This is a genomic window from Sphingomonas sp. LR59 (genome assembly GCF_036855945.1).
In the GTDB taxonomy this organism is placed as follows: domain Bacteria; phylum Pseudomonadota; class Alphaproteobacteria; order Sphingomonadales; family Sphingomonadaceae; genus Sphingomonas.
The window spans coordinates 2,192,717-2,215,950 of the sequence record NZ_JASPFL010000001.1; the positions used below are offsets into that span (position 1 = coordinate 2,192,717).

The 23,234-nt window shown below is 65.0% G+C and carries 19 protein-coding genes, 2 tRNA genes and 3 pseudogenes; 6 read left to right on the forward strand and 18 right to left on the reverse strand.

Features of this window, described 5'->3' with window-relative positions; all coding sequences use genetic code 11:
* Positions 1 to 106 precede the first annotated feature (106 nt).
* The 7 genes and pseudogenes from QP164_RS10110 to lon form a co-directional block, all read right to left on the reverse strand.
* Positions 107 to 379 (reverse strand): annotated as a pseudogene (locus tag QP164_RS10110) (efflux transporter outer membrane subunit); the annotation flags it as partial.
* Entirely contained in the window at positions 379 to 1,995 is a 1,617-nt protein-coding gene (locus QP164_RS10115) for a DHA2 family efflux MFS transporter permease subunit (protein WP_333923048.1), read from the reverse strand. The gene QP164_RS10115 and the pseudogene QP164_RS10110, both read right to left, overlap by 1 nt.
* Position 1,996: 1 nt before the next feature.
* Positions 1,997 to 3,157: an HlyD family secretion protein gene (locus tag QP164_RS10120; RefSeq protein ID WP_332754526.1), complete on the reverse strand. Its 1,161-nt coding sequence runs from the start codon at positions 3,155 to 3,157 to the stop codon at positions 1,997 to 1,999.
* Entirely contained in the window at positions 3,154 to 3,792 is a 639-nt protein-coding gene (locus QP164_RS10125) for a CerR family C-terminal domain-containing protein (RefSeq protein WP_332754527.1), read from the reverse strand. The genes QP164_RS10120 and QP164_RS10125 overlap by 4 nt, the downstream gene beginning before the upstream one ends.
* A gap of 283 nt (positions 3,793 to 4,075) precedes the next feature.
* Positions 4,076 to 4,150, reverse strand: a tRNA-Val gene (locus tag QP164_RS10130).
* Positions 4,151 to 4,358: 208 nt separating this feature from the next.
* Positions 4,359 to 4,655 carry an HU family DNA-binding protein gene (locus tag QP164_RS10135; RefSeq protein ID WP_268795398.1) on the reverse strand — a complete coding sequence of 99 codons (297 nt, stop codon included), beginning with the start codon at positions 4,653 to 4,655 and terminating at the stop codon, positions 4,359 to 4,361.
* Positions 4,656 to 4,733: 78 nt separating this feature from the next.
* Positions 4,734 to 7,151: an endopeptidase La gene (lon, locus tag QP164_RS10140; protein ID WP_333923049.1), complete on the reverse strand. Its 2,418-nt coding sequence runs from the start codon at positions 7,149 to 7,151 to the stop codon at positions 4,734 to 4,736.
* A 263-nt stretch (positions 7,152 to 7,414) separates the two neighbouring features.
* Here lon and QP164_RS10145 point away from each other — a divergent pair.
* From QP164_RS10145 to QP164_RS10155, 3 genes and pseudogenes are all read left to right on the forward strand, one after another.
* Positions 7,415 to 9,138 (forward strand): annotated as a pseudogene (locus QP164_RS10145) (M1 family metallopeptidase).
* 119 nt (positions 9,139 to 9,257) lie between these two features.
* Positions 9,258 to 9,455 carry a hypothetical protein gene (locus tag QP164_RS10150; RefSeq protein WP_056057985.1) on the forward strand — a complete coding sequence of 66 codons (198 nt, stop codon included), beginning with the start codon at positions 9,258 to 9,260 and terminating at the stop codon, positions 9,453 to 9,455.
* Positions 9,452 to 9,838, forward strand: a complete 387-nt coding sequence (locus QP164_RS10155) for a c-type cytochrome (protein WP_333923050.1) — start codon at positions 9,452 to 9,454, stop codon at positions 9,836 to 9,838. Before QP164_RS10150 ends, QP164_RS10155 begins: the two co-directional genes overlap by 4 nt.
* Before the next feature lie 46 nt (positions 9,839 to 9,884).
* On the opposite strand, the gene QP164_RS10160 is transcribed toward QP164_RS10155, so the two are convergent.
* Positions 9,885 to 10,277, reverse strand: a complete 393-nt coding sequence (locus QP164_RS10160) for a VOC family protein (RefSeq protein WP_132898090.1) — start codon at positions 10,275 to 10,277, stop codon at positions 9,885 to 9,887.
* Positions 10,274 to 11,398 carry a calcium:proton antiporter gene (locus QP164_RS10165; RefSeq protein ID WP_056048176.1) on the reverse strand — a complete coding sequence of 375 codons (1,125 nt, stop codon included), beginning with the start codon at positions 11,396 to 11,398 and terminating at the stop codon, positions 10,274 to 10,276. The genes QP164_RS10160 and QP164_RS10165 overlap by 4 nt, the downstream gene beginning before the upstream one ends.
* A 100-nt stretch (positions 11,399 to 11,498) precedes the next feature.
* Between QP164_RS10165 and QP164_RS10170 the strand changes: the two genes are divergently transcribed.
* Positions 11,499 to 11,951: a hypothetical protein gene (locus tag QP164_RS10170; protein ID WP_333923051.1), complete on the forward strand. Its 453-nt coding sequence runs from the start codon at positions 11,499 to 11,501 to the stop codon at positions 11,949 to 11,951.
* Between the two features lie 235 nt (positions 11,952 to 12,186).
* On the opposite strand, the gene clpX is transcribed toward QP164_RS10170, so the two are convergent.
* The 5 genes from clpX to QP164_RS10195 all read right to left on the reverse strand — a co-directional run bounded on the left by clpX (position 12,187) and on the right by QP164_RS10195 (position 17,485).
* Positions 12,187 to 13,452 carry an ATP-dependent Clp protease ATP-binding subunit ClpX gene (gene clpX, locus QP164_RS10175; RefSeq protein ID WP_056048170.1) on the reverse strand — a complete coding sequence of 422 codons (1,266 nt, stop codon included), beginning with the start codon at positions 13,450 to 13,452 and terminating at the stop codon, positions 12,187 to 12,189.
* 134 nt (positions 13,453 to 13,586) lie between these two features.
* The gene (locus tag QP164_RS10180) at positions 13,587 to 14,276 is read right to left on the reverse strand and encodes an ATP-dependent Clp protease proteolytic subunit (protein WP_056048165.1); all 690 of its coding nucleotides are present in this window, start codon (positions 14,274 to 14,276) and stop codon (positions 13,587 to 13,589) included.
* 235 nt (positions 14,277 to 14,511) lie between these two features.
* The gene (locus QP164_RS10185; RefSeq protein ID WP_120299975.1) at positions 14,512 to 15,438 is read right to left on the reverse strand and encodes a glycosyltransferase family 2 protein; all 927 of its coding nucleotides are present in this window, start codon (positions 15,436 to 15,438) and stop codon (positions 14,512 to 14,514) included.
* Positions 15,439 to 15,674: 236 nt separating this feature from the next.
* A complete protein-coding gene (gene tig, locus QP164_RS10190) occupies positions 15,675 to 17,330 on the reverse strand; it encodes a trigger factor (protein ID WP_333923052.1) in 1,656 nt (551 codons plus the stop codon).
* Positions 17,331 to 17,400: 70 nt separating this feature from the next.
* Positions 17,401 to 17,485 (reverse strand) — tRNA-Leu (locus QP164_RS10195).
* 305 nt (positions 17,486 to 17,790) lie between these two features.
* On the opposite strand from QP164_RS10195, the gene QP164_RS10200 reads away from it, so the two are divergent.
* Positions 17,791 to 18,009: a hypothetical protein gene (locus tag QP164_RS10200; RefSeq protein WP_132898094.1), complete on the forward strand. Its 219-nt coding sequence runs from the start codon at positions 17,791 to 17,793 to the stop codon at positions 18,007 to 18,009.
* Positions 18,010 to 18,012: 3 nt separating this feature from the next.
* Here the strand turns inward: QP164_RS10200 and QP164_RS10205 are convergent, their stop codons facing one another.
* Positions 18,013 to 18,645: a hypothetical protein gene (locus QP164_RS10205; protein ID WP_333923053.1), complete on the reverse strand. Its 633-nt coding sequence runs from the start codon at positions 18,643 to 18,645 to the stop codon at positions 18,013 to 18,015.
* Positions 18,646 to 18,797: 152 nt separating this feature from the next.
* Here QP164_RS10205 and QP164_RS10210 point away from each other — a divergent pair, with 152 nt between their 5' ends.
* Positions 18,798 to 19,457 carry a retropepsin-like aspartic protease family protein gene (locus tag QP164_RS10210; RefSeq protein ID WP_333923054.1) on the forward strand — a complete coding sequence of 220 codons (660 nt, stop codon included), beginning with the start codon at positions 18,798 to 18,800 and terminating at the stop codon, positions 19,455 to 19,457.
* A 322-nt stretch (positions 19,458 to 19,779) separates the two neighbouring features.
* Here QP164_RS10210 and gatB read toward each other — a convergent pair.
* From gatB to gatC, 3 genes and pseudogenes are all read right to left on the reverse strand, one after another.
* A pseudogene (gene gatB, locus QP164_RS10215) lies at positions 19,780 to 21,260 on the reverse strand (Asp-tRNA(Asn)/Glu-tRNA(Gln) amidotransferase subunit GatB).
* Position 21,261: 1 nt separating this feature from the next.
* Positions 21,262 to 22,746 (reverse strand): Asp-tRNA(Asn)/Glu-tRNA(Gln) amidotransferase subunit GatA, encoded by a 1,485-nt coding sequence (gene gatA, locus QP164_RS10220; RefSeq protein ID WP_333923055.1) that lies wholly within the window; start codon positions 22,744 to 22,746, stop codon positions 21,262 to 21,264.
* Positions 22,746 to 23,048: an Asp-tRNA(Asn)/Glu-tRNA(Gln) amidotransferase subunit GatC gene (gatC, locus tag QP164_RS10225; RefSeq protein ID WP_056048145.1), complete on the reverse strand. Its 303-nt coding sequence runs from the start codon at positions 23,046 to 23,048 to the stop codon at positions 22,746 to 22,748. Before gatC ends, gatA begins: the two co-directional genes overlap by 1 nt.
* Positions 23,049 to 23,234: the final 186 nt, after the last annotated feature.

A 23,234-nucleotide genomic window follows, 5' to 3' on the forward strand; every position in this document is an offset into this window, starting at 1 on the left:
CCGTACCGCCGCTGAACGCGCGTGCGATCGACGAGAGGCCGGCGTTCTTGCTGAACTCGATATGGCTCGGGCTGGCGCTCGCGTTGACGCTCGGCAACCCTTGCGACCGTGCGACGATCTCCTGCAACCGCGCCTGTCGCACGCGCGAGGCGGCGATCGCGATGTCGGGATTGCCCTTGAGCGCGCGCTCGACGAGCCCGTCGAGCTGCGGATCGCCGAACGCCGACCACCACCGCGCCGGGTCGACGGTCGCGCCGACGCTCGCTTGCGGACCGACGAACGCCGGCGGCACTGCCATCTCGGGAGCGACGTAATTCGGGCCGACGGTGCACCCCGCGAGCAGGGCCGCAACCGCAACCACCATGAACCGCGCACGCATCAATGCATCCCTCCCGAGGGCGCGCTGCCGGTCTTGCCGGAGCGCATGAATAGAACCAGTGGCGCGACGACCAGCACGACCACCATCATCGCGCGGAACACGTCGAGGAACGCGAGCATCGTCGCCTGGCGCTGCATCTGGCTGTAGAGAACGGCCAACGGCGTCGTAGCGTCGCCCTGCCCGCCGAACACGCTCGTCGCCTTCTGCATCCAGTCGTTGTAGTTCGGATCGAGCGGGTTGAGCGTCTGAGTCAGTTCCGACTGATGCCGCTGCAACCCGCCTGCGAGCTGCGTCTGGGCGAAGCAGATGCCGATCGTGCCGCCGAGGTTGCGCGAGACATTGAGCAGGCTCGACGCCTGCGCGGTCTGCGTCTGCTTGAGCCCGACATAGGCGATCGCGTTGATCGGCACGAACAGGAACGGCAGCGCCATCGCCTGGAACAGCCGCGCGAACGCCGCATCGGAGAACGCGATGTCGGCGGTCAGGTGGCTCATGTTCCACAGCGCGAACGCCTGCACCAGCAACGCGGGGAACAGGAGGAAGCGGACGTCGACCAGCCCGCTTAGTCGCCCTGCAAATGGCACCATGACAAGCGTCGCAAGACCGCCCGCGGTCAACGCAAGGCCGGCATCGAGCGAGCTGTAGCCGAGCACCTGCTGCAGCATCTGCGGAATGAGCTGCGTCGTGCCGAACAGGATCATGCCGGTGACGCCCATCACGCCGATCGTCAGCGCGAAGTTGCGGTTCTTCAGCAGCTTGAGGTCGATCACCGGGTCCTTGTGGTTCAGTTCCCAGATGACGAGCGTGACCAGCGACACCGCGGCGATGATCGCCGACATCACGATGAAGCCGCTTGAAAACCAATCCTCGCGCTCGCCGCGATCGAAGGTGAGTTCGAGGAAGCCGAGCCCCAGCGCGACCAAGGCAACGCCGATATAGTCGATCGTCAGGCCGTTCTTGAAGCGTTCGTCGCGGTCCTTCTTCACCTGGTCCGGCTCGTCCACGAACGTCTCGACCAGGAACCACGCGGCGATGCCGACCGGAACGTTGATCAGGAACACCCAGTGCCAGCTCGAATATTCGACGATGTAGCCGCCCAGCGTCGGCCCGAGCACGGGGCCGACGACGACGACGATCGCGAAGGCGGCGAACGCCATCCCGCGTTGTTTCGGCGGAAAGGTATCAGCGAGGATCGACTGTTCGACCGGCGCCAATCCGCCGCCGCCGATGCCTTGCAACACGCGTGCGACGACGAGCGTACCGATGTTCGGTGCGAGGCCGCAGAGCAGCGACGCGAGCGTGAACAATGCGATCGAGAGGAGGAAATACCGCTTCCGGCCGATCGCGTCGGACAGCCAGCCCGAGATCGGGATGACGATCGCGTTGGCGACGAGGTAGCTGGTCAGCACCCACGTCGCTTGGTCAGTCGTAATCGACAACCCGCCCGAGATATGATCGAGCGCGACGTTGGCGATCGAGGTGTCGAGCACCTCCATGAAGGTGGGGATCGAGATGATCGCGACGATCAGCCACGGGCTGTATTTGCCCGCCGCCGACCGGCTCGGCGACCACGTATGACCGCCGCCCGCATCTGCCTTCGCAGGAGCTTTCGCCACCTCAGCGCACCTTGACGGTCGGCACCACCGACATGCCCGGGCCGATCGGATAGCGCTTCGGATCGGGGCCGTTCTTCGCGTCGAACACGATACGGACGGGGACGCGCTGGACGACCTTCACATAGTTGCCGGTCGCATTTTGCGGGGGCAGCAGGGCGAACGCCTGGCCTGCGCCGCGCTGGATCGAGTCGACATGGCCCTTGAAGTCGACGCCGGGATACGCATCGACATGGATGTCGACGGGCTGGCCGATCTTCATCAGCGTGAGCTGCGTTTCCTTGAAGTTCGCCGTCACCCACATCTGGTCGGGGACGATCGCCATCAGCTGCGTGCCGGGCGCGACATACGAGCCGATATTGACCGAGCGGTTGACCACCTGCCCCGCGACCGGCGCGGTCAGGCGGAGATCGCTGATGCTGACATTGGCCTGATCGACCAGCGCACGCTTGGCGTCGATCACCGACCTGGCGGCACCGACCTGTTTCCGCGCGACCGCAATCTGCGCCGCGGCGGTGTCGATCTGCTCGCGCGCGGCGGCGGCATCGGCAGCGGTCTGGCGCGCGGTCGAGCGCGCCTGATCAAGCTGTTGCCCTGCGACCGCGTTCGGGTCGAGCCGGAGCAACGCCTCGTAGCGCGCGAGATCCTGCTGCGCCTTCACCGCGGCGGCCATCGGCACGCGCGCCTGTGCGGCGGCCTGCTGGCGTTGCGCCTCGGCGGCGGTGACCTGCGCCTGCGCCTGAGCATATTGCGCGCGCGCCTGCGATTCGTTCGCCTGCGCCTCGGCGACCTGCGCGTCGCGACCCGACGCCTTGATCACCGCGAGCAGGCGCCCGGCTTCGACATGACGGTTGTCGATGTCCGCGACCTGCACCAGCGTGCCGGCGACCTGTGGCGCGAGGCGGACGATATGCGTGTCGACGAACGCATCGTCGGTCGATTCGAATTGCCGCGCGTGGAGCCAGTAGAGCACGCCGCCGATGATCAGCCCGCCGACGACAATGACGAGGATGATCCAGAACAGCGGCTTCTTGAACACCGACGGCTTCTTGTCGTCGTCGGACTCGTCCTGCTGTTCGGTGTCGGACTGCTGATCCTCGCCCTTGGGATCGTCCTTGCGATCCTCGTCGTGGTCGTTTTCGGAGTGGTTCGTCTGGTCGGTCATGCCTGGCCCTGTTCTTCAGCACGCATCGAATCGAGAATGGCGTCGATATTGGCGTCGATCCGCGCCTTGATATCGTCGATGTCGGAGGGCTCGAGCGTGTCGCGCTCGAGCAGTTTGAGGCAGGTCGCGCGGCTTGCGCGCAACGTCAGTACCTGCCCCATCAAGGTGATCGTCGCGATCCTGCCGGTACGGATCTCGGCACAGCCGGTGGCGATGCAGACAAGGTCGGCGAGCCTGCGCACCATCTGGCCCATCACGCCGCCATAGATGCGCTCGAACGCCTCGCCCGGCTTCATCTGCTCGCGCAGTACGAACAGCGTCCAGTCGGCGCTTTCGTTGCTGGCCATCTTGTCGGCGAGTCGGCCGAAGATGCGGTGGATCTGGGCGCGGGCCTCGCTGGCGTCGTCCGCCGCGAGATCCTGCGACAGTTCGGACGGGTCGCCCATCACCGCGGACATGCGCTCGGCGATCCGGTCGGCGGCGGCGAGGTACAAGCCCTCCTTGCCGCCGTAGTGATAGGTGATCGACGACATCGCGGTGCCAGCCGCAGCGGCGATCCCGCGCGTGCTGGCCCCCTCAAGCCCTTTGGTACCGAATTCGCTGATCGCGATGTCTAGGAGTCGGGACTGAACCACGGGCGGCGTTTAGTTCGATCGAACGAACCAGCCTAATGAACAAAGCGTCATGTTGTGCGGAGGGGACGGGCGTCGTTTCGCGCCGACTTTCCGCGCCCGCCCCGTCATCCTGACGAAAGTCAGGACCCAGGGTAACGGGCGTCGCACTGCATGGCTCTGGGTCCTGACTTTCGTCAGGATGACGGAAGAGGCTTAATTATGCCTGCGACGCGATCACGATGCCACCGACGCACGCCAGAAACAGCAACGCCGGCCCCTTCGTGCGAAGGAACCGGCGTAAATCTGGTGGGCGCGGCTGGGATTGAACCAGCGACCCCACCCGTGTGAAGGGTGTGCTCTACCACTGAGCTACGCGCCCGAAACTCGTTCGGAAGCGGGCCTTTAGGCAGGGGACGCCTGCCTGTCCAGCCCTTTCGAGAGCAATCCCTGCGATCCTCCCCCGCCAGGGGGAGGTGGCGCCGGAGGCGACGGATGGGGCGGATCACGCCACGAAGGGTGTCGCTTACCGCCCCCTCCGTTAGGCTACCGCCTGCCACCCCCCTGGCGGGGGAGGATCGAAGGCGTCCTTAGTTGACCGCGTCCTTGAGGCCCTTGCCGGCCTTGAACTTCGGCTGGGTCGACGCCTTGATCGTCATCGGCTCGCCGGTGCGGGGATTGCGGCCGGTCGACGCCTTGCGCTTCGAGATCGAGAACGTGCCGAAACCGACCAGGCGAACCTCGTCGCCCTTCTTCAACGATGCCTCAATCGCGTCGAACACCGCCTCGACGGCCTTGACCGCGTCGGCCTTAACCAGCCCGGACGTGTCGGCAACCGTCGCGATCAGCTCCTGCTTGTTCATATAATCCCCCGGAAAAACTCGAATCAGCCACGATGGACTCGCGACCGCGCTCAGCGCGCAATAATGCGGCGGCTCCGTCTGCTGTCAAACGAAACCGCCGCATCATCGCGTACGATCCAAACATGGATCAGTGGTGAAGGCCACCCCGACCGGTGCGATCGGTGCCGGCGGCAGTGCCGCCAACTCATCCGCATCGGTCCACTCGATCGCTTCGAGCGGCTCGGTCAGCGCCAGACGAAGCACCTCGTCGACATGCGAAACGGGGATGATCTTCAGCCCCGCCTTGATGTTCGCCGGGATCTCCGCGAGGTCCTTCTCATTCTCCGCCGGGATCAGCACCGTCTCGATCCCGCCACGAAGCGCGGCAAGCAGCTTCTCCTTGAGGCCACCAATCGGCAGCACGCGACCACGCAGCGTCACCTCGCCGGTCATCGCCACCTCGCGCCGGATCGGCACGCCGGTCAGCGTCGAGACGATCGACGTGACCATGCCGATGCCCGCCGACGGACCGTCCTTCGGCACAGCACCCTCGGGCAGATGGATATGGATATCCTTTCGCGCGAACAGGCTCGGCTTGATCCCGTAGCTCGGTGCGCGCGCCTTGACGAAGCTGAACGCGGTCTCGATCGACTCCTTCATCACGTCGCCGAGCTTGCCGGTGAGCTTGGCCTGGCCCTTGCCAGCGACCGTCACGCTCTCGATCGTCAGCAGCTCGCCACCGACCTCGGTCCAGGCCAGCCCGGTGACCGCACCGATCTGGTTCTCGGTCTCGCCGAGCCCATGGCGATACTTCTGCACACCGGCATATTCGCCGATATTCTCGGGCGTGATCGTGACGCTGGTGGTCTTGTTCTCGAGGATCTGGCGCAGCGCCTTGCGGCACAGCTTGGCGATCTCGCGCTCGAGCGTACGCACGCCAGCCTCACGCGTGTATTGCTGGATGAGCGTCCGGAGCCCTTCCTGCGTCAGCGTGAACTCGCCCGGCTTCAGGCCGTGCGCCTCGATCTGCTTCTCGACCAGATGACGCTCGGCGATCTCGACCTTCTCGTCCTCGGTATAGCCCTCCAGACGGATGATCTCCATGCGGTCGAGCAGCGCCTGGGGCAGGTTGAGCGAGTTTGCCGTGCACACGAACATCACGTCCGACAGGTCGATATCGACCTCCAGGTAATGATCCTGGAACTTGCCGTTCTGCTCCGGGTCGAGCACCTCGAGCAGCGCCGACGCCGGATCGCCACGGAAATCCTGGCCGAGCTTGTCGATCTCGTCGAGCAGGAACAGCGGGTTCGAGGTGCCAGCCTTTTTCAGGTTCGTCACGATCTTGCCCGGCAGCGAGCCTATATACGTCCGGCGATGGCCGCGGATCTCGGCTTCGTCACGCACGCCGCCGAGCGATTGGCGGATGAACTCGCGCCCGGTCGCCTTGGCGATCGACTTGCCAAGCGAGGTCTTGCCGACGCCGGGAGGGCCGACGAGGCACAGGATCGGCCCCTTGAGCTTGTTGGTACGCGCCTGCACGGCCAGATACTCGACGATCCGGTCCTTGACCTTCTCAAGCGCGTAATGATCCTCGTCCAGCGTCACCTGCGCGGCGGCGATGTCCTTCTTGATCTTCGACTTCTTGCCCCAGGGGAGCCCGAGCAGCACATCGAGATAATTGCGCACGACGGTCGCCTCGGCGCTCATCGGTGCCATCGTCTTGAGCTTTTTGAGTTCAGACGTCGCCTTGCCACGTGCTTCCTTGCTCATCTTGAGCGTTGCGATCTTCTGCGTCAGCTCGGCGATCTCGTCGCCTTCGCCTTCATCACCCTCGTTGCCGAGCTCGCGCTGGATCGCCTTCAGCTGTTCGTTGAGGTAATATTCGCGCTGCGTTTTCTCCATCTGGCGCTTGACGCGGCTCTTGATCTTCTTCTCGACCTGCAGGACGCCCAGCTCGCCCTCCATCGCGACCATCGCCATTTCTAGCCGCTTCGACGGGTTGGTCTCGATCAGCATCGCCTGCTTCTCGGCAACCTTGATCGCGATGTTGGCGACGACCGCATCGGACAGCTTCGACGCGTCCTCGATCTCCGACATCTGCACCGCGGTCTCGGAGGCGAGCTTGCGGTTGAGCTTGGCGTAGTTCTCGAACTGATCGACCACCGAGCGCATCAGCGCGGTGACCTCGGCGCCCTCGACCTCGGCATCGGCGACCGTCTCGACCGTCGCGGTCAGGAAATCGCCGCTCTCGTCCAGCGTCTCCAGCGTCGCGCGCTGCTTGCCTTCGACAAGCACGCGAACGGTGCCGTCGGGGAGCTTCAACAGCTGCAACACGGTCGCGGTGACGCCCATCGAATACAGGTCGTCGCGCGCGGGATCGTCCTCTGCGGGGTCGACCTGCGCGACGAGATAGATCTCCTTGTCCGCCGCCATCGCCGCTTCGAGCGCGGCAACGGACTTATCGCGGCCGACGAACAGCGGCACGATCATGTGCGGGAACACGACGATGTCGCGAAGGGGAAGGACGGGGTACTGGGTCATGAACGCTCCGGTGGGTGCCTGCATGGGGGCATAGTCTGTAGCTTATATGGTGAGGATGAAGCGTCCATCAATTGGTTGGGGGTTGGATCGGTATTTGTGGGGCTCGGATCGGCCTCACCCGCTCCGTCACCCCGGGCTCGTTCCGGGGTCCACGGTGCCGCAACCTCACGTCTCTCGGGTGTGCGGAACGGTGGATGCCGGAACGAGCCCGGCATGACGTAGGGGGCTTGTGTCGCCCTAACTGCCGCGCGAGAACGCCGGCCATGATTTCCCGTCTCCTGTTCGCCGCCAGCGCCACCGCGCTTCTCGCCGCCACTCCACTGCCGAAGAAGGGCGAGCCCGCGATCACCGCGCAAACCCAGCGGTCCGGCGGCGTACTGACACCCGAGCAGACCGCGCTGCAATTCGACAGCGCGGACCTCGCGTTCGAGGTGCTGCCCGAGACCGAGAGCTTGAACGGCGTGGCAACGTTGGTCTTCACCGCGAAAGCCCCCTCACCCGCCTGCCGATCGACCTCGACCGCAATCTGCCTGTCAGCGCGATCGCGATCGACGGCGTGCAGCTCGCCCCCTCGGCATGGAGCAATCCTGAGGGTCGGCTGACGATCACGCTCCCCAAATCCGTCCCCGCCGGCGGGAAAGTCACCGCGAAGATCACTTATGGCGGCACGCCGCACGTCGCGGTGAAGGCGCCGTGGGATGACGGTATGGTCTGGTCGAAGACGCCGGACGGCCGGACGTGGTTCGCGACGACCGCGGAGGGCTATGGCTGCGACCTGTTCTGGCCGTGCCTTGATTTCCCGACCGGCGAGCCCGCGCTGGTGACGCTGCACATCACCGTGCCCAAGGGGCTGAAGGCACCGTCGAACGGCGTGCTGCTCGGCGTCGATACGCTGGCGGACGGCCGGACGACCTGGAACTGGCGCGCCAAGCATCCCAACACCTACGGTATCGCGCTGAACGTCGGCCCGTACGAGGAGATCAGCGGCACCTACAAGAGCCGGTTCGGCAACAGCATCCCGATGTATTACTGGTACCTCCCGGGCGAGAAACCGCAGGCGGAACAGCTGTTCGCCGAGTTCGCGCCAACGCTTGATTTCTTCGAGAGCATGATCGGGCCCTACCCGTTCGGCGACGAGAAGCTCGGCGTGGTCGAGACGCCGCACAAGGGCATGGAGCACCAGACGATCAACGCGTACGGCAACGACTACGCCAAGGCGCCGGAGGGGTTCGACTGGCTGTTCCAGCATGAGTTCGCGCATGAGTGGTTCGGCAACCAGCTGACCGCCGCCAACTGGGACGATTACTGGCTGCACGAGGGGTACGGCACGTACATGCAGCCGCTCTACGGCCAGTGGCGCGAGGGCCGCGCTCGTTATGCGGCGATGATGCAGGGCGAGCGGACCTCGATCATGAACCGCAAGCCGATCACGCAGCAGCGCGTCACCACCGAGGAGGAGGTGTACGAACTCGACAAGGGCGGAGCGGGGCAGGACATCTACTACAAGGGATCGTGGATGCTCCACACGCTGCGCGGGCTGATCGGCGACAAGGCGTTCTTCGATGTGACCCGGCTGGCGGTGTACGGGCGCTCGGATCCCAGGCCGGGGAATTTCGCGCCGCGGTTCGGGTCGACGAAGGAATATGAGGCGCTCGTCCGGAAGGTGACGGGGAAGGACTATAATTGGTTCTTTGACGTGTATTTGCGGCAAGCGGCGCTGCCCGAACTGGTCGAGATGCGGACGGAAAGTACACTGTCGCTAGCGTGGAAAGTGCCGGGTAATGGCCCCTTCCCGCTTCCGGTTCAGGTGCGGATCGATGGGAAGATACGGACTTTGCCGATGACGGACGGAAAGGCGAACCTGTCGGTCCCGGCCGGCGCGCATGTCGTGATCGATCCGGACGCGCTGGTCCTCCGCCGGAGTATCGCACTGGAAGACGTTGCCGGCTGGAAGGCTGCGCAAGCTGCGAAGGCTAAACCACAATGAGCGACGCATCCTTGTTCCCCCGCGAAGGCGGGGGCCCAGGAGTCGCAAGCCTTACCGCCCGTGACCCTGGACTCCCGCCTTCGCGGGAGAACGGACCTTGGGGATCGCGCGCGGCGGAGATGGCGGCGATCTTCATGGTTGGCGACGGCTTGATCGGCCTCCTCCAGCCACGCCGCCATGTCGATCTCTGGAAGGACGATGCGCTCGGCACCGAGAAACTGGTGAAGCCGTTCGTCGACCGTCCCGGCCGCCGTCGCCTCTACGCCGTCGTACAGATCGCCGCCGGTCTCGCCTTGGCCGCACGCCAAAAGCGATGACCCTGCCGCGGTGGCCCCTACTGGCACTGGCGCTAGCCGGTTGCGGTTCGAGCCCCGACGCCGGCACGACCAGCCAGATCGCCAGCGGCGAACGCGTCTTCCGCCGCTGCACCGCCTGCCACACGATCGGGCAATATGCGGGCGATACCGATGGGCCGAACCTCTACGGTGTTATGGGCGGCCCGATCGGCGAGCGACGCCCTCGATTCTCCTACACTGCCGGGTTGAAGTCGCTTGGCGGCAACTGGGATGCCAAGCGCATGGACGCCTGGCTCACCAACCCGCGCAAGATGGTGCCCGGCACGACGATGGCGTTCGCCGGCCTTCCCGATCCGAAGGACCGCGCCGACGTTATCGCCTACCTATCGACACAAGGTCCCTGAGCTTACGGCACCACCGTCGTGAACAGATAGACGCCGAGCCGACGGCTCACGCGATCTGGTTGCTGACCTCGACCAGATTCTCGTCGGGATCGTAGACATACACCGACAGGATCGGCCCGGCGGCCCCGGTCCGCTGCACCGGACCCGCGACGATCGGTATCTTCTCCCGCTGCAGATGGGCGACTACAGCGTCGATCGGAACGTCGGTCAACAGGCAGAAATCGCCGGCACCGCGCGTCGGGTGGCGGGTGTTCGGATCGACGCTCAGGTGCAGTTGCTGGAGATTGATCTTCTGCCGGCCGATCCGCAACGCCCATCGCCCCGACGCCATCTCCTCCGCCTCCATACCGAGAACCCGCCGGTAGAACGCGACCGTGGTATCGATGTCGAGCACCGTCAGGACGAAATGGTCGATCGAATCGATGCGCATGATGGTCATGGCACGACCGTCGTGAAGAGGTAGGCGGCGAAGATCACGAGGTGGACGACACCCTGCAACACCGTGGTCCGCCCGGTGCCGAGCGACAGCGTCGCCACGAACAACGACAGCGCCAGCAACGTCATGCTCTTCGCGTCGATGCCGAGCGCTATCGGGAGGTCGAGCACCAGCGACACGATCGCTACGCTGGGGATCGTCAGCCCGATCGTCGCCAGCGCGGAGCCGAGCGCGAGGTTGAGGCTGGTCTGCAGCCGGTTGCGCCGCGCCGACTTGTAGGCAGCCAGGCTCTCGGGCGCGAGCACCAGCGCGGCGATCACGACGCCGACCACGGTCAGCGGCAGGCCGGCACCGAGCACCGCGGCCTCGATCGTCGGCGACAGCGTCTTCGCGAGCAGCACCACCGACACCAGCGCCACGAGCAGCGCGGCGAAGGCGATGCCCGTAGCGCGACCCGATGGCGGCGCAGCGTGATCGTCCTTGTCGTCGGTCGACGGCAGGAAATAATCGCGGTGGCGCACCGTCTGCACCAGCACGAACGTGCCGTAGAGGATCAGCGACACGACCGCGACGAAGATCAACTGCGACGACGCGTAGGTCGGGCCCTGCGTCGACGAGGTATAGTTCGGCAGGATCAGCGACAGCACCGCCATCGCAGCAAGCACGCCAAGCGCCGCGGTCATACCCTTCAGCGTAAACCGCTGCTCGTGATGCCGCACCGCCCCCGCGAGCAGGCAGATGCCGATGATGAAGTTGAGGATGATCATGATCGCCGCGAACACCGTATCGCGCGCGAGCGTAGTCGCATCGCCGGCGTTCGATAGCATCAGCGAGACGATCAGCGACACCTCGATCACGGTGACCGCGATCGCGAGGACGAGCGTCCCGAACGGTTCGCCGACCTTGTGCGCGATCACTTCGGCGTGGTGGACCGCGGCGAGCACGCTGCCGATCAGCACGATCACGGCGGCGGCGGTGCCGAGCGTACCCATCTTGGCGAGGCCGACGAGGACGGCGAGCAGTCCCAGGCCCGGCGCGATCAGCGTCCAGATCGGCAGCGCCAGACGGTCCGGCATCGTCTCCACCACGTGTTCGTTCGGTCGGTCGGCCACTTCGATCGTCATGCATGCTCCCTCGTTCCACTTGGATAACGAATGCGCGAGGGCCGATAAGGGTCCGAGTCGGGGCGATTGCGGGGCGGTCAGGATCGGGTAGGTTGCGGCGATGCTGGCCGCCGATCTCCGCGAAACGCTTGTCATGACCGTCGATGTGATGCGGGATGCTCGAGACCCGTGGTGGGTCATTTCCAGCGCGGCGGTGGCGCTTCACGGGGTGGCACCGATCGAGGTAGGCGACGTCGATGTGCTCATGAGCGTAGGCGATGCTCGAAGGGCGATGGACGGGCTCGGGGTCGTGCCCACCAAGGATCGCGCGAGTTCGTTGTTCCGATCGACGCTGTTCGGGCGGTGGGAGACACCGCCTTTGGTCGTCGAGATCATGGCGGGGTTTCATGTTACGACGAGCGCGGGTTGGACGGAGGTGCTGCCGCGAACGCGCGTATCTGTCTCGTTGGACCGACGCGTCGTTTACGTGCCTGACCGGGCGGAATTAGCCGCGATCCTCAGCATGTTCGGGCGTCCTAAGGATTTCGAGCGGGTTAGGCTGTTGACCTCGTAGTTCTGTGCTTACTTTCCTTGAGGCGACGGGTGAGACAAGGCGACACGGTTTGGTGGTACGCCCCTCCCGTCATCCTGACGAAGTCAGGATCCAGGGTAACTAGCGCTAGCCTTAGTTGCTCTGGATCCTGACTTCGTCAGGATGACGGACGAAGGTATTCAGGCGCGTTTGCCCCAGAACGAAAAAGGGCGCCGATCGCTCGACGCCCTCTCCCGTATTCCCAACCAATCAGCGCTTAAGCAGCGTCGCCAGTTTTCTTCTTCTCGGCATACACCCGAATAGGTTCCTTGCGGCCTTCGATCACGTCCTTGTCGATCATCACCTCGTCGACGCCGTCCATGCCGGGCAGGTCGAACATCGTGTCGAGCAGTATGCTCTCCAGGATCGAGCGAAGCCCGCGCGCGCCGGTCTTGCGTTCGATGCCCTTCTTGGCGACCGAGACCAGCGCGTCGTCGGTGAAGCCGAGCGCGACGTCCTCCATCTCGAACAGCTTCTGGTACTGCTTGACCAGCGCGTTCTTCGGCTCCTTGAGGATCTTCACCAGCGCGTCGACATCGAGATCCTCGAGCGTCGCGATCACCGGCAGACGGCCGACGAACTCAGGGATAAGCCCGAACTTCAACAGATCCTCAGGCTCGACAGACTTCAGCGTCTCGCCCGTCTTGCGCTCGTCCGGCCCGGCGACATACGCGCCGAAACCGATCGACTTGCCCTGGAGGCGATCACCGATGATCTTCTCGAGACCCGAGAACGCACCGCCGCAGATGAACAGGATGTTGGTCGTATCCACCTGCAGGAATTCCTGCTGCGGATGTTTCCGCCCACCCTGTGGAGGAACCGACGCCGTCGTGCCTTCCATCAGCTTGAGCAACGCCTGCTGCACGCCTTCGCCCGACACGTCGCGCGTGATCGAGGGGTTCTCGGCCTTGCGCGAAATCTTGTCGATCTCGTCGATATAGACGATCCCGCGTTGTGCCCGCTCGACGTTGTAGTCCGACGCCTGGAGTAGCTTGAGGATGATGTTCTCGACATCCTCGCCGACGTAACCCGCTTCGGTCAACGTCGTCGCATCGGCCATCGTGAACGGCACGTCGAGGATGCGCGCGAGCGTCTGCGCGAGCAGCGTCTTGCCGCAACCGGTCGGCCCGACCAGCAGGATGTTCGACTTGGACAGCTCCACATCGGCACCCTTGGCGCCGTGGTTGAGCCGCTTGTAGTGATTGTGCACCGCCACCGACAGCACGCGCTTGGCGCGCTTCTGGCCGATCACGTAATCGTCGAGGACGTCGCAGATCTCCTGCGGAGTCGGCACGCCGCCGTCCTTCTTGGACACCAACGCCGACTTCGTCTCCTCACGGATGATGTCGTTGCATAGCTCGACGCACTCGTCGCAGATGAAGACCGTCGGCCCGGCGATCAACTTGCGGACCTCGTGCTGCGACTTCCCGCAGAACGAGCAATAGAGGGTGCTCTTCGAGTCGCCACCGCTCAGCTTCGTCATTCAATCACCTCTCGCGCATGTCGGTGCACGTGCCGTTTCCGGGGCCGCTACCGTAACGCACCCCGGAGTTCCTACAATCAAATAAACCGGCGGGGTTTACGATTCACCCCATGCCCGTGTCGGTCGGACGGCGATCAGGCGGGTTTCGGCGCATCCTCGGATACCGCCGGACGCTTGTCGAACACCTCGTCGATCAGACCGAAATCCTTCGCCTCGTTCGCTTCGAGGAAGGTATCGCGGTCCATCCGGCGCTCGATCTCTTCGATCGGCTGGCCGGTATACTGCGAATACAGCTCGTTCATCCGCTTGCGGATGCGCAGGATCTCGCGTGCCTGGATCTCGATGTCGCTGGCCATGCCCTGTGCACCACCCGATGGCTGATGGATCATGATGCGCGCGTTGGTCATCGCTACGCGCATGCCGGGCTCGCCGCTCGCGAGCAGGAAGCTGCCCATCGACGCGGCCTGGCCGATGCAGACGGTGCCGACGCGCGGACGGATGTACCGCATCGTATCGTGGATCGCCATGCCTGCCGTGACGACGCCGCCCGGCGAGTTGATGTACATGAAGATGTCCTTCTTCGGGTTCTCGGACTCGAGGAAGAGCAACTGTGCGGTGATCAGCGAGGCCATGCCGTCCTCGACGCCACCGGTCACGAAGATGATACGCTCGCGAAGCAGGCGCGAGAAGATGTCGAACGAGCGCTCGCCGCGGTTCGACTGCTCGATGACGATGGGAACCAGGCCTGCTTGCGTCTGCTGCAGGCCGAGCCCGGCGCTGGCCAACGGGCTCGCGAAATCGCCGGTCTCGAACGGATTGTGCATGGAAATCTCTCTTATGCCCCAGTGAACCGCTAACATCGGCGGTCCGAGAGGGGAGTTCAAGCCCTGCCTGCCGCTCGGCGCGGGGACTGCTTCCCCTCGCCCCTCCGGGGAGAGGGAGGGGCCCGCCCGCGCTTGCGGGTGGGAGGGTGAGGGGAAGTTGGGATCCGCCAACCGCCCCTCACCCTCCCGTCGCCAAAGCGGCTCCTCCTTCCCTCTCCCCGAAGGGGCGAGGGAGTCAGATGCCTGGGGCGGGGTACGCGAGGTAAGCGAGGCGACGGACTTCGCGGCGGCCTCTTACGACCGTGTCCAGGATCAGGCCGGTGAAGACGTTGAGCGCAGCGAATATGCCGAGCCCGGTGATCAGGATCGCGGTCGGGAAGCGCGGGACCTGGTGGATCTCGATATACGTCAGCACCAGCGGGATGCCGAGGATCAACGCGAGCAGGCCGAACACGCTGCCGATCGCGCCGAAGAACCAGAGCGGGCGCTCGATCCGGTAGAGCGTCATGATCGTGCGGAGGATGCGCCAGCCGTCGCCGTAGGTGCTGAGCTTCGATTCGGAGCCTTCGGGGCGCGCGTAATAGGGCGTCTCGACCTCGCCGATCGGCATCTTGAGTTCGAGCGCGTGGACGCTGATCTCGGTCTCGATCTCGAACCCGGCGGACAGCGACGGGAAGCTCTTCACGAACCGGCGAGAGAAGACGCGGTAGCCTGAGAGGATGTCGGTGAAGCTGCGGCCAAACAGGCGGGCAAGCATACCGGTGAGCAGCGCGTTGCCGAACCGATGCCCGCGGCGGTAGCTTTCCTGGACCTGGCTGATGCGCGAGCCGACGACCATGTCGAGCTGCTCGTCGAGGACGCGAGCGACCAGATTCGGGGCGGAAGCCGCGTCGTAGGTCGCGTCGCCATCGGCCATCACGTAGATGTCGGCGTCGATGTCGGCGAACATGCGGCGGACGACGGCGCCCTTGCCCTGGATGCGCTCGGTTCGGACGACGGCGCCGGCGGCACGCGCGACCTCGATCGTGCGGTCGGCGCTGTTGTTGTCGTAGACGTAGATGGTGGCACCCGGCAGCGCGTCGCGGAACCCGGCGATCGTCTGCGCGATCGCGGCTTCCTCGTTGTAGCACGGGAGGAGGACGGCGATTCGAGGTTCGGTCATGCCCTGCCCTACGGAGTTGAAAGACGACATCGGAGATCGAGCAGCGGTCGAAACGTCAGTCAACGCATCATCCCAAAACGCACTTCCCCGGCGGAGGCCGGGGCCCAGTTGGGGAAGATCCATAACGGAGCTTTGCGCGCCGTTACAGCTACCTTTCCAACTGGGCCCCGGACTCCGCCGGGGAAGTGACCCGATAAAGGGTCGAGCGCCTCAGTCATGAGGCGCTCGAAGACGTGTTACGCCTCGGTCTTGGTCGCCGCCTTCTTGGCAGCGGGCTTCTTGGCGGCCGGCTTCTTCGCCGGTGCGTCGGCAGCTTCGGTGCCCTCTGCGTTCTCAGCAGCAACCGGCGACGATTCCGTCACGGCCGTCTCTGCTTCGACGGGAGCCGCCTTCTTCTTTGCAGCTGCCTTCTTCGCAGGCTTGGCCTCGTCCGCAGCGTCCGAGGCAGGCGCCTCTTCCGTCACGGCGTCGTCCGAAGCTGGCTTGGCCTTCTTGGCAACAGCCTTCTTCTTCGGCTTGTGATTGTCGTGATCATGCGTGTGCGTGCCGCTCGCGAAACCGTCCTCGCTCTCGATCGCGGCCTCAAGCTCCTCGCGCGTCGCTTCGCGGTCGGTGATCTCGGCCTTCTCGAACAGGAAGTCGACGACCTTGTCCTCGTACAGCGGCGCACGCAGCTGGGCGGCCGCCATCGGCTCCTGCTGGATATACTGCATAAACTGCTGGCGCTGCTCGGCCGGATACTGCTGCGCGGCCTGTGCGAGCAGACGCTGCATTTCCTGGTTCGAAACCTCGACGCCGTTCGCCTGACCGATTTCGGACAGGAGCAGGCCCAGACGCACGCGACGCTCGGCGATCTTGCGGTAATCGTCGCGCTCGCCTTCCATCTCGGCCATTGCAGCCTCGGGATCGGCCTCGTGCGTGGCTTCGTGCTGGAGCTGCGACCAGATCTGGTTGAACTCGGCCTCGACCATCGACGGCGGCACTTCGAAGTCATGACCCTCGGCGAGCTGATCGAGCAGCTTGCGCTTCATGTGCGTGCGCGTGAGACCATTATGCTCCTGCTCGATCTGACCCTTCAACAGCCCCGTGAGCTGCTCAAGGCTCTCGAGACCGAGCGACTTGGCCAGATCCTCGTCGATCTTGCTCTCGCCCGCGGTCTTCACCGACTTGACGGTGATGTCGAACGTCGCCGGCTGGCCTGCGAGCGACTTCTCCTGATACTCCTCGGGGAAGGTCACGTTGAGGACCTTGTCGTCGCCGGTCTTCACGCCGACGAGCTGATCCTCGAAGCCCGGGATCAGACGACCCGCGCCGAGCTCGACGCCCATGTCGGTGCCGGTGCCGCCCTCGAACGCGACGCCGTCGGCGGTCTTGCCAACGAAATCGACGGTGACGAGATCGCCCATCTTGGCAACGTAATCGTCAGCCGCGTCGTCCCACTTCTTCTGCTGGTCGGCGAACTTCTGGAGCTGCTCGGTGACCGCCTCGTCGGCGACGGGCACGGTCAGGCGCTCGAGCTTGATGCCGTCGATCGCGGGCGCGGGAACGTGCGGGAGGACCTCCATCTCGACCTTGACCACGGCGTCCTTGCCGATGTCATAGCCGTCCTCGAGCTCGACCGAAGGCTGCATCGCCGGGCGAAGCTGCTTCTCGGCGACGAGCGTCTGGACGCCCTCCTGGATCGCGGCGTTGACCGCGTCCTGAGTCAGCGCGGGGCCATGCATCTTGCGGATGAGGTTCGCTGGCACCTTGCCCGGACGGAAGCCCGGCATCTTCATCTGCGGCGCGAGGCGCTTCAGCTCGACATCGACCTTGGCATCGATATCCTTCGCGGTGATGGTGAGCGTGTAGGCGCGCTTGAGGCCCTCGTTCAACGTCTCGACAGTCTGCATGTCCGGCCTTTGTCTAAAAGAGCATTCGGGATAAATTCGTGTTGGCTGTCGCCCCGCCCGAGCGGCGGAGTGGTGCGGGCGAAGGGACTCGAACCCCCACATCTTGCGATGGCAGGACCTAAACCTGCTGCGTCTACCAGTTCCGCCACGCCCGCACAGGACATCGCCGTAGCGGGCGCGTCTATACCAACGTTGCACGTCGGGGCAAGCACGCAAGGCAACTACCAGGAAACTCGGGCAGGAAACTCGGGCAGGAAACCCGGGGCGACTGCACGCGTTGATGCGGCTGAAGGAGAGAGCATCATGGCTACCCAACCCCCGCAGAATTCCCCACCCCGAGCCAGCCGGCGCAGCCGACCACGCCGCCACCCGAGTTCAACCCACCCGCGCCGGACGTCGATTATCCCGATCCGGGCGCGCCCTCGACCGATCCCGCGCCAGTGCAGCCGGAGTTTTGAGCATGGCCGATCCGCATTCCGGTACGAACCCCGAGACGCTGCCCGAAGACCGTGACGAGGACACGCGGAGCGACATCGAGCAGGCGGTCGAATCGCGCTCCGACGCGGTCGAGCGCGGCGAAGGTGGCGACGAGCCCGAGACGTTCACCGATAGCGGCCTGCCGGACGGCGTCGGCGGCACCGGTGGCGTGACCAAGAACCAGGACGGCGACGCGCAGTAAGCGTCAGAACTTCGGCAGATGGCGGTCGGTGCGATAAGCGTCGACCGCCATCAGCAGACCCGATATTTCCGCTGCGGTGAGCAGCAAGGGACGCTCGGCACCACTGCGCGCCATGATTTTGAAGCGCCACGCCGTACTCTGATCGGTCGCATAGAGCGCTGCATTGATCTTGAGCAGCGCCTCCCCAATCGTAAATCCGACAGTTTCCGACCGGGCACAGGCAAGGCCCCTCGCGCACGATGCCCGGACACGCGCAATCCTCTGCGTGGCGATCGATCGTGGCCCGGTCGGCGTTGCGTAATTCGCCGCTTGCCAGTCCGCCCAGCCATAATCGCGATACCGCACCGTGGCGTAGACCTGATACGCGGTCCGGCCCGAGCGCTTGTCGATGAACGCGCGGAGAAAGACGTCATCGGACACTATTCCCAGCAGTGGCCTTCGCGCGACGAATCCGTTCACGGTCGTGATCGTCGCAAAGGTGTCCAGATCGTCGTCGTGCAGTGTCGTGCGCGCCAGGAACTGCGACGGCGTCATGGCGGCGAGACGCTGCGCATCGCTGGACTGGCTTTGGGCGGCCGGCGGCTGAGCGAAGGCGAGCATCTGGATCGCGACCGTGATTGTCCATCTGATCGCCATCTGCCGCCCCCGGGGCTCAGTGAAGCGAGTCTGAAGGGCGTGCGCAATCCCGAGGAACGGCAATCCGGCCGGTTTCGGATCGGTCCCTTTCACGAGCGCCGTTCGCCCACGCGCCGGTCAGCCTCGATACAGGTTGCTGCAACTACGCTAAGATGCTGCATTCACCTCTGCTTCAGGACCCGTCGATCTTCACGCTGCCCAACCCCAGCCCGTCGTCCGCGCTCTATGTTGCCCTCGGCATCATCGTCGTCGTGTTTGTCGTCGCACAGCGCATTCCGATCGTGCGGACGCTGGTCAATATCGGCATCACGCTCGTGCTGGTCGGCTTGCTGTTCGTCGCGGTCGACCAGCGGCGCCAGTTCGACCCGTATGTCGGCAAGATCGCCCGGTTCCTGAAGATCGAGGACCAGCAGGTGGTCGGCGGCGAGGTTCGTATCCGGATGTCGCCGGACGGCCATTTCTGGGCGCGCGCGACGATCGACGGGGTGAGCCAGCGGTTGCTGATCGACAGCGGCGCGACGATCACCGCGATTTCGGAGAAGACGGCAGAGGCGGCGGGGATCGAGGCGCGGGTCGGGGTGGTGCCGATCGTGTTGCAGACCGCCAATGGCTCGATAGCGGCGAAGACGGGGACGATCGCGAACTTGCGTCTCGGCGCGATCGTCGCGCGGGACTTGCAGGTGGTGGTGTCGCCGGCGTTCGGCGAGACGAACGTGCTGGGGATGAACTTCCTGTCGCGGCTGGCGTCGTGGCGGGTGGAGGAGAATACGCTGATCCTCGTGCCGCATCATCCGCAGAAGGTGGACGCGTAACACGACCTCCGCGCTGCCATCGCCCGCGCTTTCAACCCGACCCACCTCACCCAACTACCACCCCGGCGAAGGCCGGGGCCCAATTGGAACGTCGGCAGTAACGAAGCGCTGCCCTCCGTTAGCAACGTCCCCCAATTGGGCCCCGGCCTTCGCCGGGGTGGTGGCGATTGGGAGAGATGCCCCTTCTCCCGTTCCCTCGCGAACGCGGGGGCCCAGGAATCTAGCAGCGCTGCGCCTCGTTACCCTGGACTCCCGCCTTCGCGGGAGAACGGACAAAGCTGGGAGACCGGCGGGTGCGGGAGAGAGCAAGGAAGTCGTCAGCTTACGAAGCCACCGACTCCCCAAGCGCCGTCTTCAACACCTCGTTAACAACGGCAGGGTTGGCCTTCCCCCCATAGCCTTCATCGTCTGGCCAACGAAGAACCCGAACAGCTTGTCCTTGCCACCGCGATAATCCGCAACCTTGTCCGCATTCGCCGCCATAACCTCGGCGATCACAGCCTCGATCGCCCCGGTATCGCTGGTCTGCTTCAACCCGCGATCCTCAACCACCTTCGCCGCGCCGTCGCCGGTCTCGAGCATCACCTCGAACACCTGCTTCGCGAGGCTCCCCGACAGCGTGCCGTCCGCGATCAGCCCCAGCAACTCCGCCGCCTGGGCAGGCGACACCGGCGAGTTCCCGATGTCCTTGCCGGTCCGGTTCAGCGCGCCGAACAGCTCCGACGTCGTCCAGTTGGCCGCCGCCGCCGGCTTCGCACCTGCATCGAGCAACGAATCGAACCACCGCGCCGCCTCGACTTCGGCGGTCAGCACCGTCGCCTGATACGCGGTGATCCCGAGCGCCTCGTACCGAGCCCGCTTCGCATCCGGCAGCTCGGGCAGCGACGCCCGGCACTCGGCCAGGAACGCGTCGTCGAGCACCAGCGGCAACAGATCGGGATCGGGGAAGTAGCGGTAATCATGCGCGTCTTCCTTCGATCGCATCGAGCGCGTCTCGTTGCGATCGGGATCGTAGAGCCGCGTTTCCTGCTGGATCTTGCCGCCGGCTTCGAGCACCTCGACCTGACGCTTGGCCTCCTGTTCGACCACCGCCATCACGAAGCGCACCGAATTGACGTTCTTCGTCTCGGTCCGCGTGCCCAGCTCGTCGCCGGGCTTGCGCACACTGACGTTGACGTCGGCGCGCATCGAGCCCTCTTCCATATTGCCGTCGCACGAGCCGACATAGCGCAGGATCGATCGCAACTTCCGCAGGTAAGCCCCTGTTTCCGCTGGCGATGCCAGATCGGGCTTCGACACGATCTCCATCAGCGCGACGCCCGACCGGTTGAGATCGACGTACGACTGGGTCGGATGCTGGTCGTGCATCAGCTTGCCCGCATCCTGCTCGACATGGATGCGCTCGACGCCGATCCGCTTGCCCGCGGCATCGGGGTTCTTCTCGTCGAGGCTGATGTCGATCGCGCCCTCACCGACGATCGGATGATAGAGCTGGCTGATCTGGTAACCCTGCGGCAGATCGGCGTAGAAATAATTCTTACGATCGAACCGCGACCATTTGTTGATCTGCGCCTCGATCGCCATACCGGTGCGGACCGCCTGGCGGATGCACTCGCGGTTCGGCACCGGCAGCATGCCCGGCATCGCCGCATCGACGAGGCTCACCTGCGTGTTGGGCTCAGCGCCGAACGCGGTCGCCGCGCCCGAGAAGAGCTTGGCGTTCGACGTCACCTGCGCGTGCACTTCGAGGCCGACCACGACCTCCCACTCGCCGGTTTCGCCCTGGATTCTGTAATCGCTCATGTTACCACCAAGCCTCTGGTCGCGCGGTGAATCCTGCCCGCTGTTCGATCGCAAGCCCTGCGTTCAGCACGCCTTGCTCGTCGAGCGGCTTGCCGATGATATGCAGTCCGAGCGGCAGACCCTGCTTGTCGAGACCACCCGGCACCGACATCGCCGGCAAGCCAGCCAGCGACGACGGCACGGTGAAGACGTCGTTCAGGTACATCGCGATCGGATCGGCCGACTTCTCGCCGAGCGCGAACGCGGCCGAAGGTGCGGTCGGCGTCAGCAGGACGTCGCATGTTTCCCACGCCCGCTCGAAATCGCGCGCGATCAGCGTTCGGACCTTCTGCGCCTGCGTGTAATACGCGTCGTAGAATCCGGCCGACAGCACGTATGTGCCGATCATGATGCGGCGCTTCACCTCGGGGCCGAAGCCATCCGCACGCGTCGCGGCGTACATGTCCTGCAGGCCGGCGCCGGTCGGCAGGTCGCGGATGCCGTAGCGGACGCCGTCATAGCGTGCGAGGTTCGACGAGGCTTCGGCGGGGGCGATGATGTAATAGGCGGGCAGCGCGTATTTGGTGTGCGGGAGCGAGACCTCGACGATCGTCGCGCCGGCATCCTTCAGCCAGTCGATACCCTGCTGCCAGAGCGCCTCGATCTCCTCGGGCATTCCGTCGACGCGATATTCCTTGGGAATTCCGACGCGCAGGCCGTTTAGATTGCCGGACAAACCCGCTTCCCATTTGGGAACGTCGAGCTGCAACGAGGTGCCGTCCTTGGCGTCGAACCCGGCCATCGCCTCGAGCAGGATCGCGCAGTCCTTGACGTCGCGCGCCATCGGCCCGGCCTGGTCGAGCGACGACGCGAATGCGATCGTCCCCCAGCGCGAGCAACGGCCATAGGTCGGCTTGATGCCGCTGATGCCGGTGAAGGCGGCGGGCTGGCGGATCGAGCCGCCGGTGTCGGTGCCGGTCGCGCCGGGGCAGAGCCGTGCGGCGACCGCCGACGACGAACCGCCCGACGAGCCGCCCGGCGCCAGCGAGGCGTTACCGCCGTCGTTGCGCTTCCACGGCGAGATCACGTTGCCGAATGCGGAGGTCTCGTTCGACGAGCCCATCGCGAACTGGTCCATGTTCAGCTTGCCGAGCATCCCCGCGCCCGCATCCCACAAATTCTGCGAGACGGTCGATTCGTAGGTCGGCGTGAAGCCTTCGAGGATGTGGCTCGCCGCGGTCGTCGTGACGCCCTTGGTGCAGAACAGGTCCTTCATGCCGATCGGCACCCCGGCGAGCGGCTTCAGCGTCTCGCCCGCCTCGCGCGCGGTATCGGCAGCGGTGGCGGCGGCGATCGCGTGGTCTGGCGTCTCGACAAGAAACGCGTTCAACGCCTTGGCCTGGCTCACCTTTACGATGAACGCGTCGGCGACTTCGCGCGCCTTGAAGGAACCATCGCGAACGCCGTCGCGGATCCCTGCGATCCCGAGATCTGTGAGGTCGGTCATTATTCGATCACCTTCGGCACGGCGAAGAAGCCATGCTCTGCCACCGGGGCATTGGCCAAGACCTGCTCGCGGATGCCGCCGCCGGTCAGCGGGTCGGCGTTGACGACGTCGTCGCGCAGCCGCAGCGTGTTGGGGATGACGGCGGTCATCGGCTCGATACCGGTCGTGTCGACCTCTTCGAGCATCTCGATCCAGCCAAGGATGTTTCCGAGTTCCGGCGCCATGCGGGCGGCGTCCTCGTCGGTGATCGCGATGCGCGCAAGGCTCGCGATCCGCTTCACGGTTGCAGTATCTACGGACATGCCCTGCGGCTAGCACCGGGCGCGCAGGCGGCGCAACACCCTTCTAGCTCGCGGCCCTTCTTGTTCTCCCGCGGAGGCGGAGGCCCAGGATTGCAGACGATACCGCCCGAGATCCTGGGCCCCCGCCTCCGCGGGGGAACGAGCCAGTTCCGGGCCGCCGCCGGTTTCCCCAACGAGAAGGCGCCC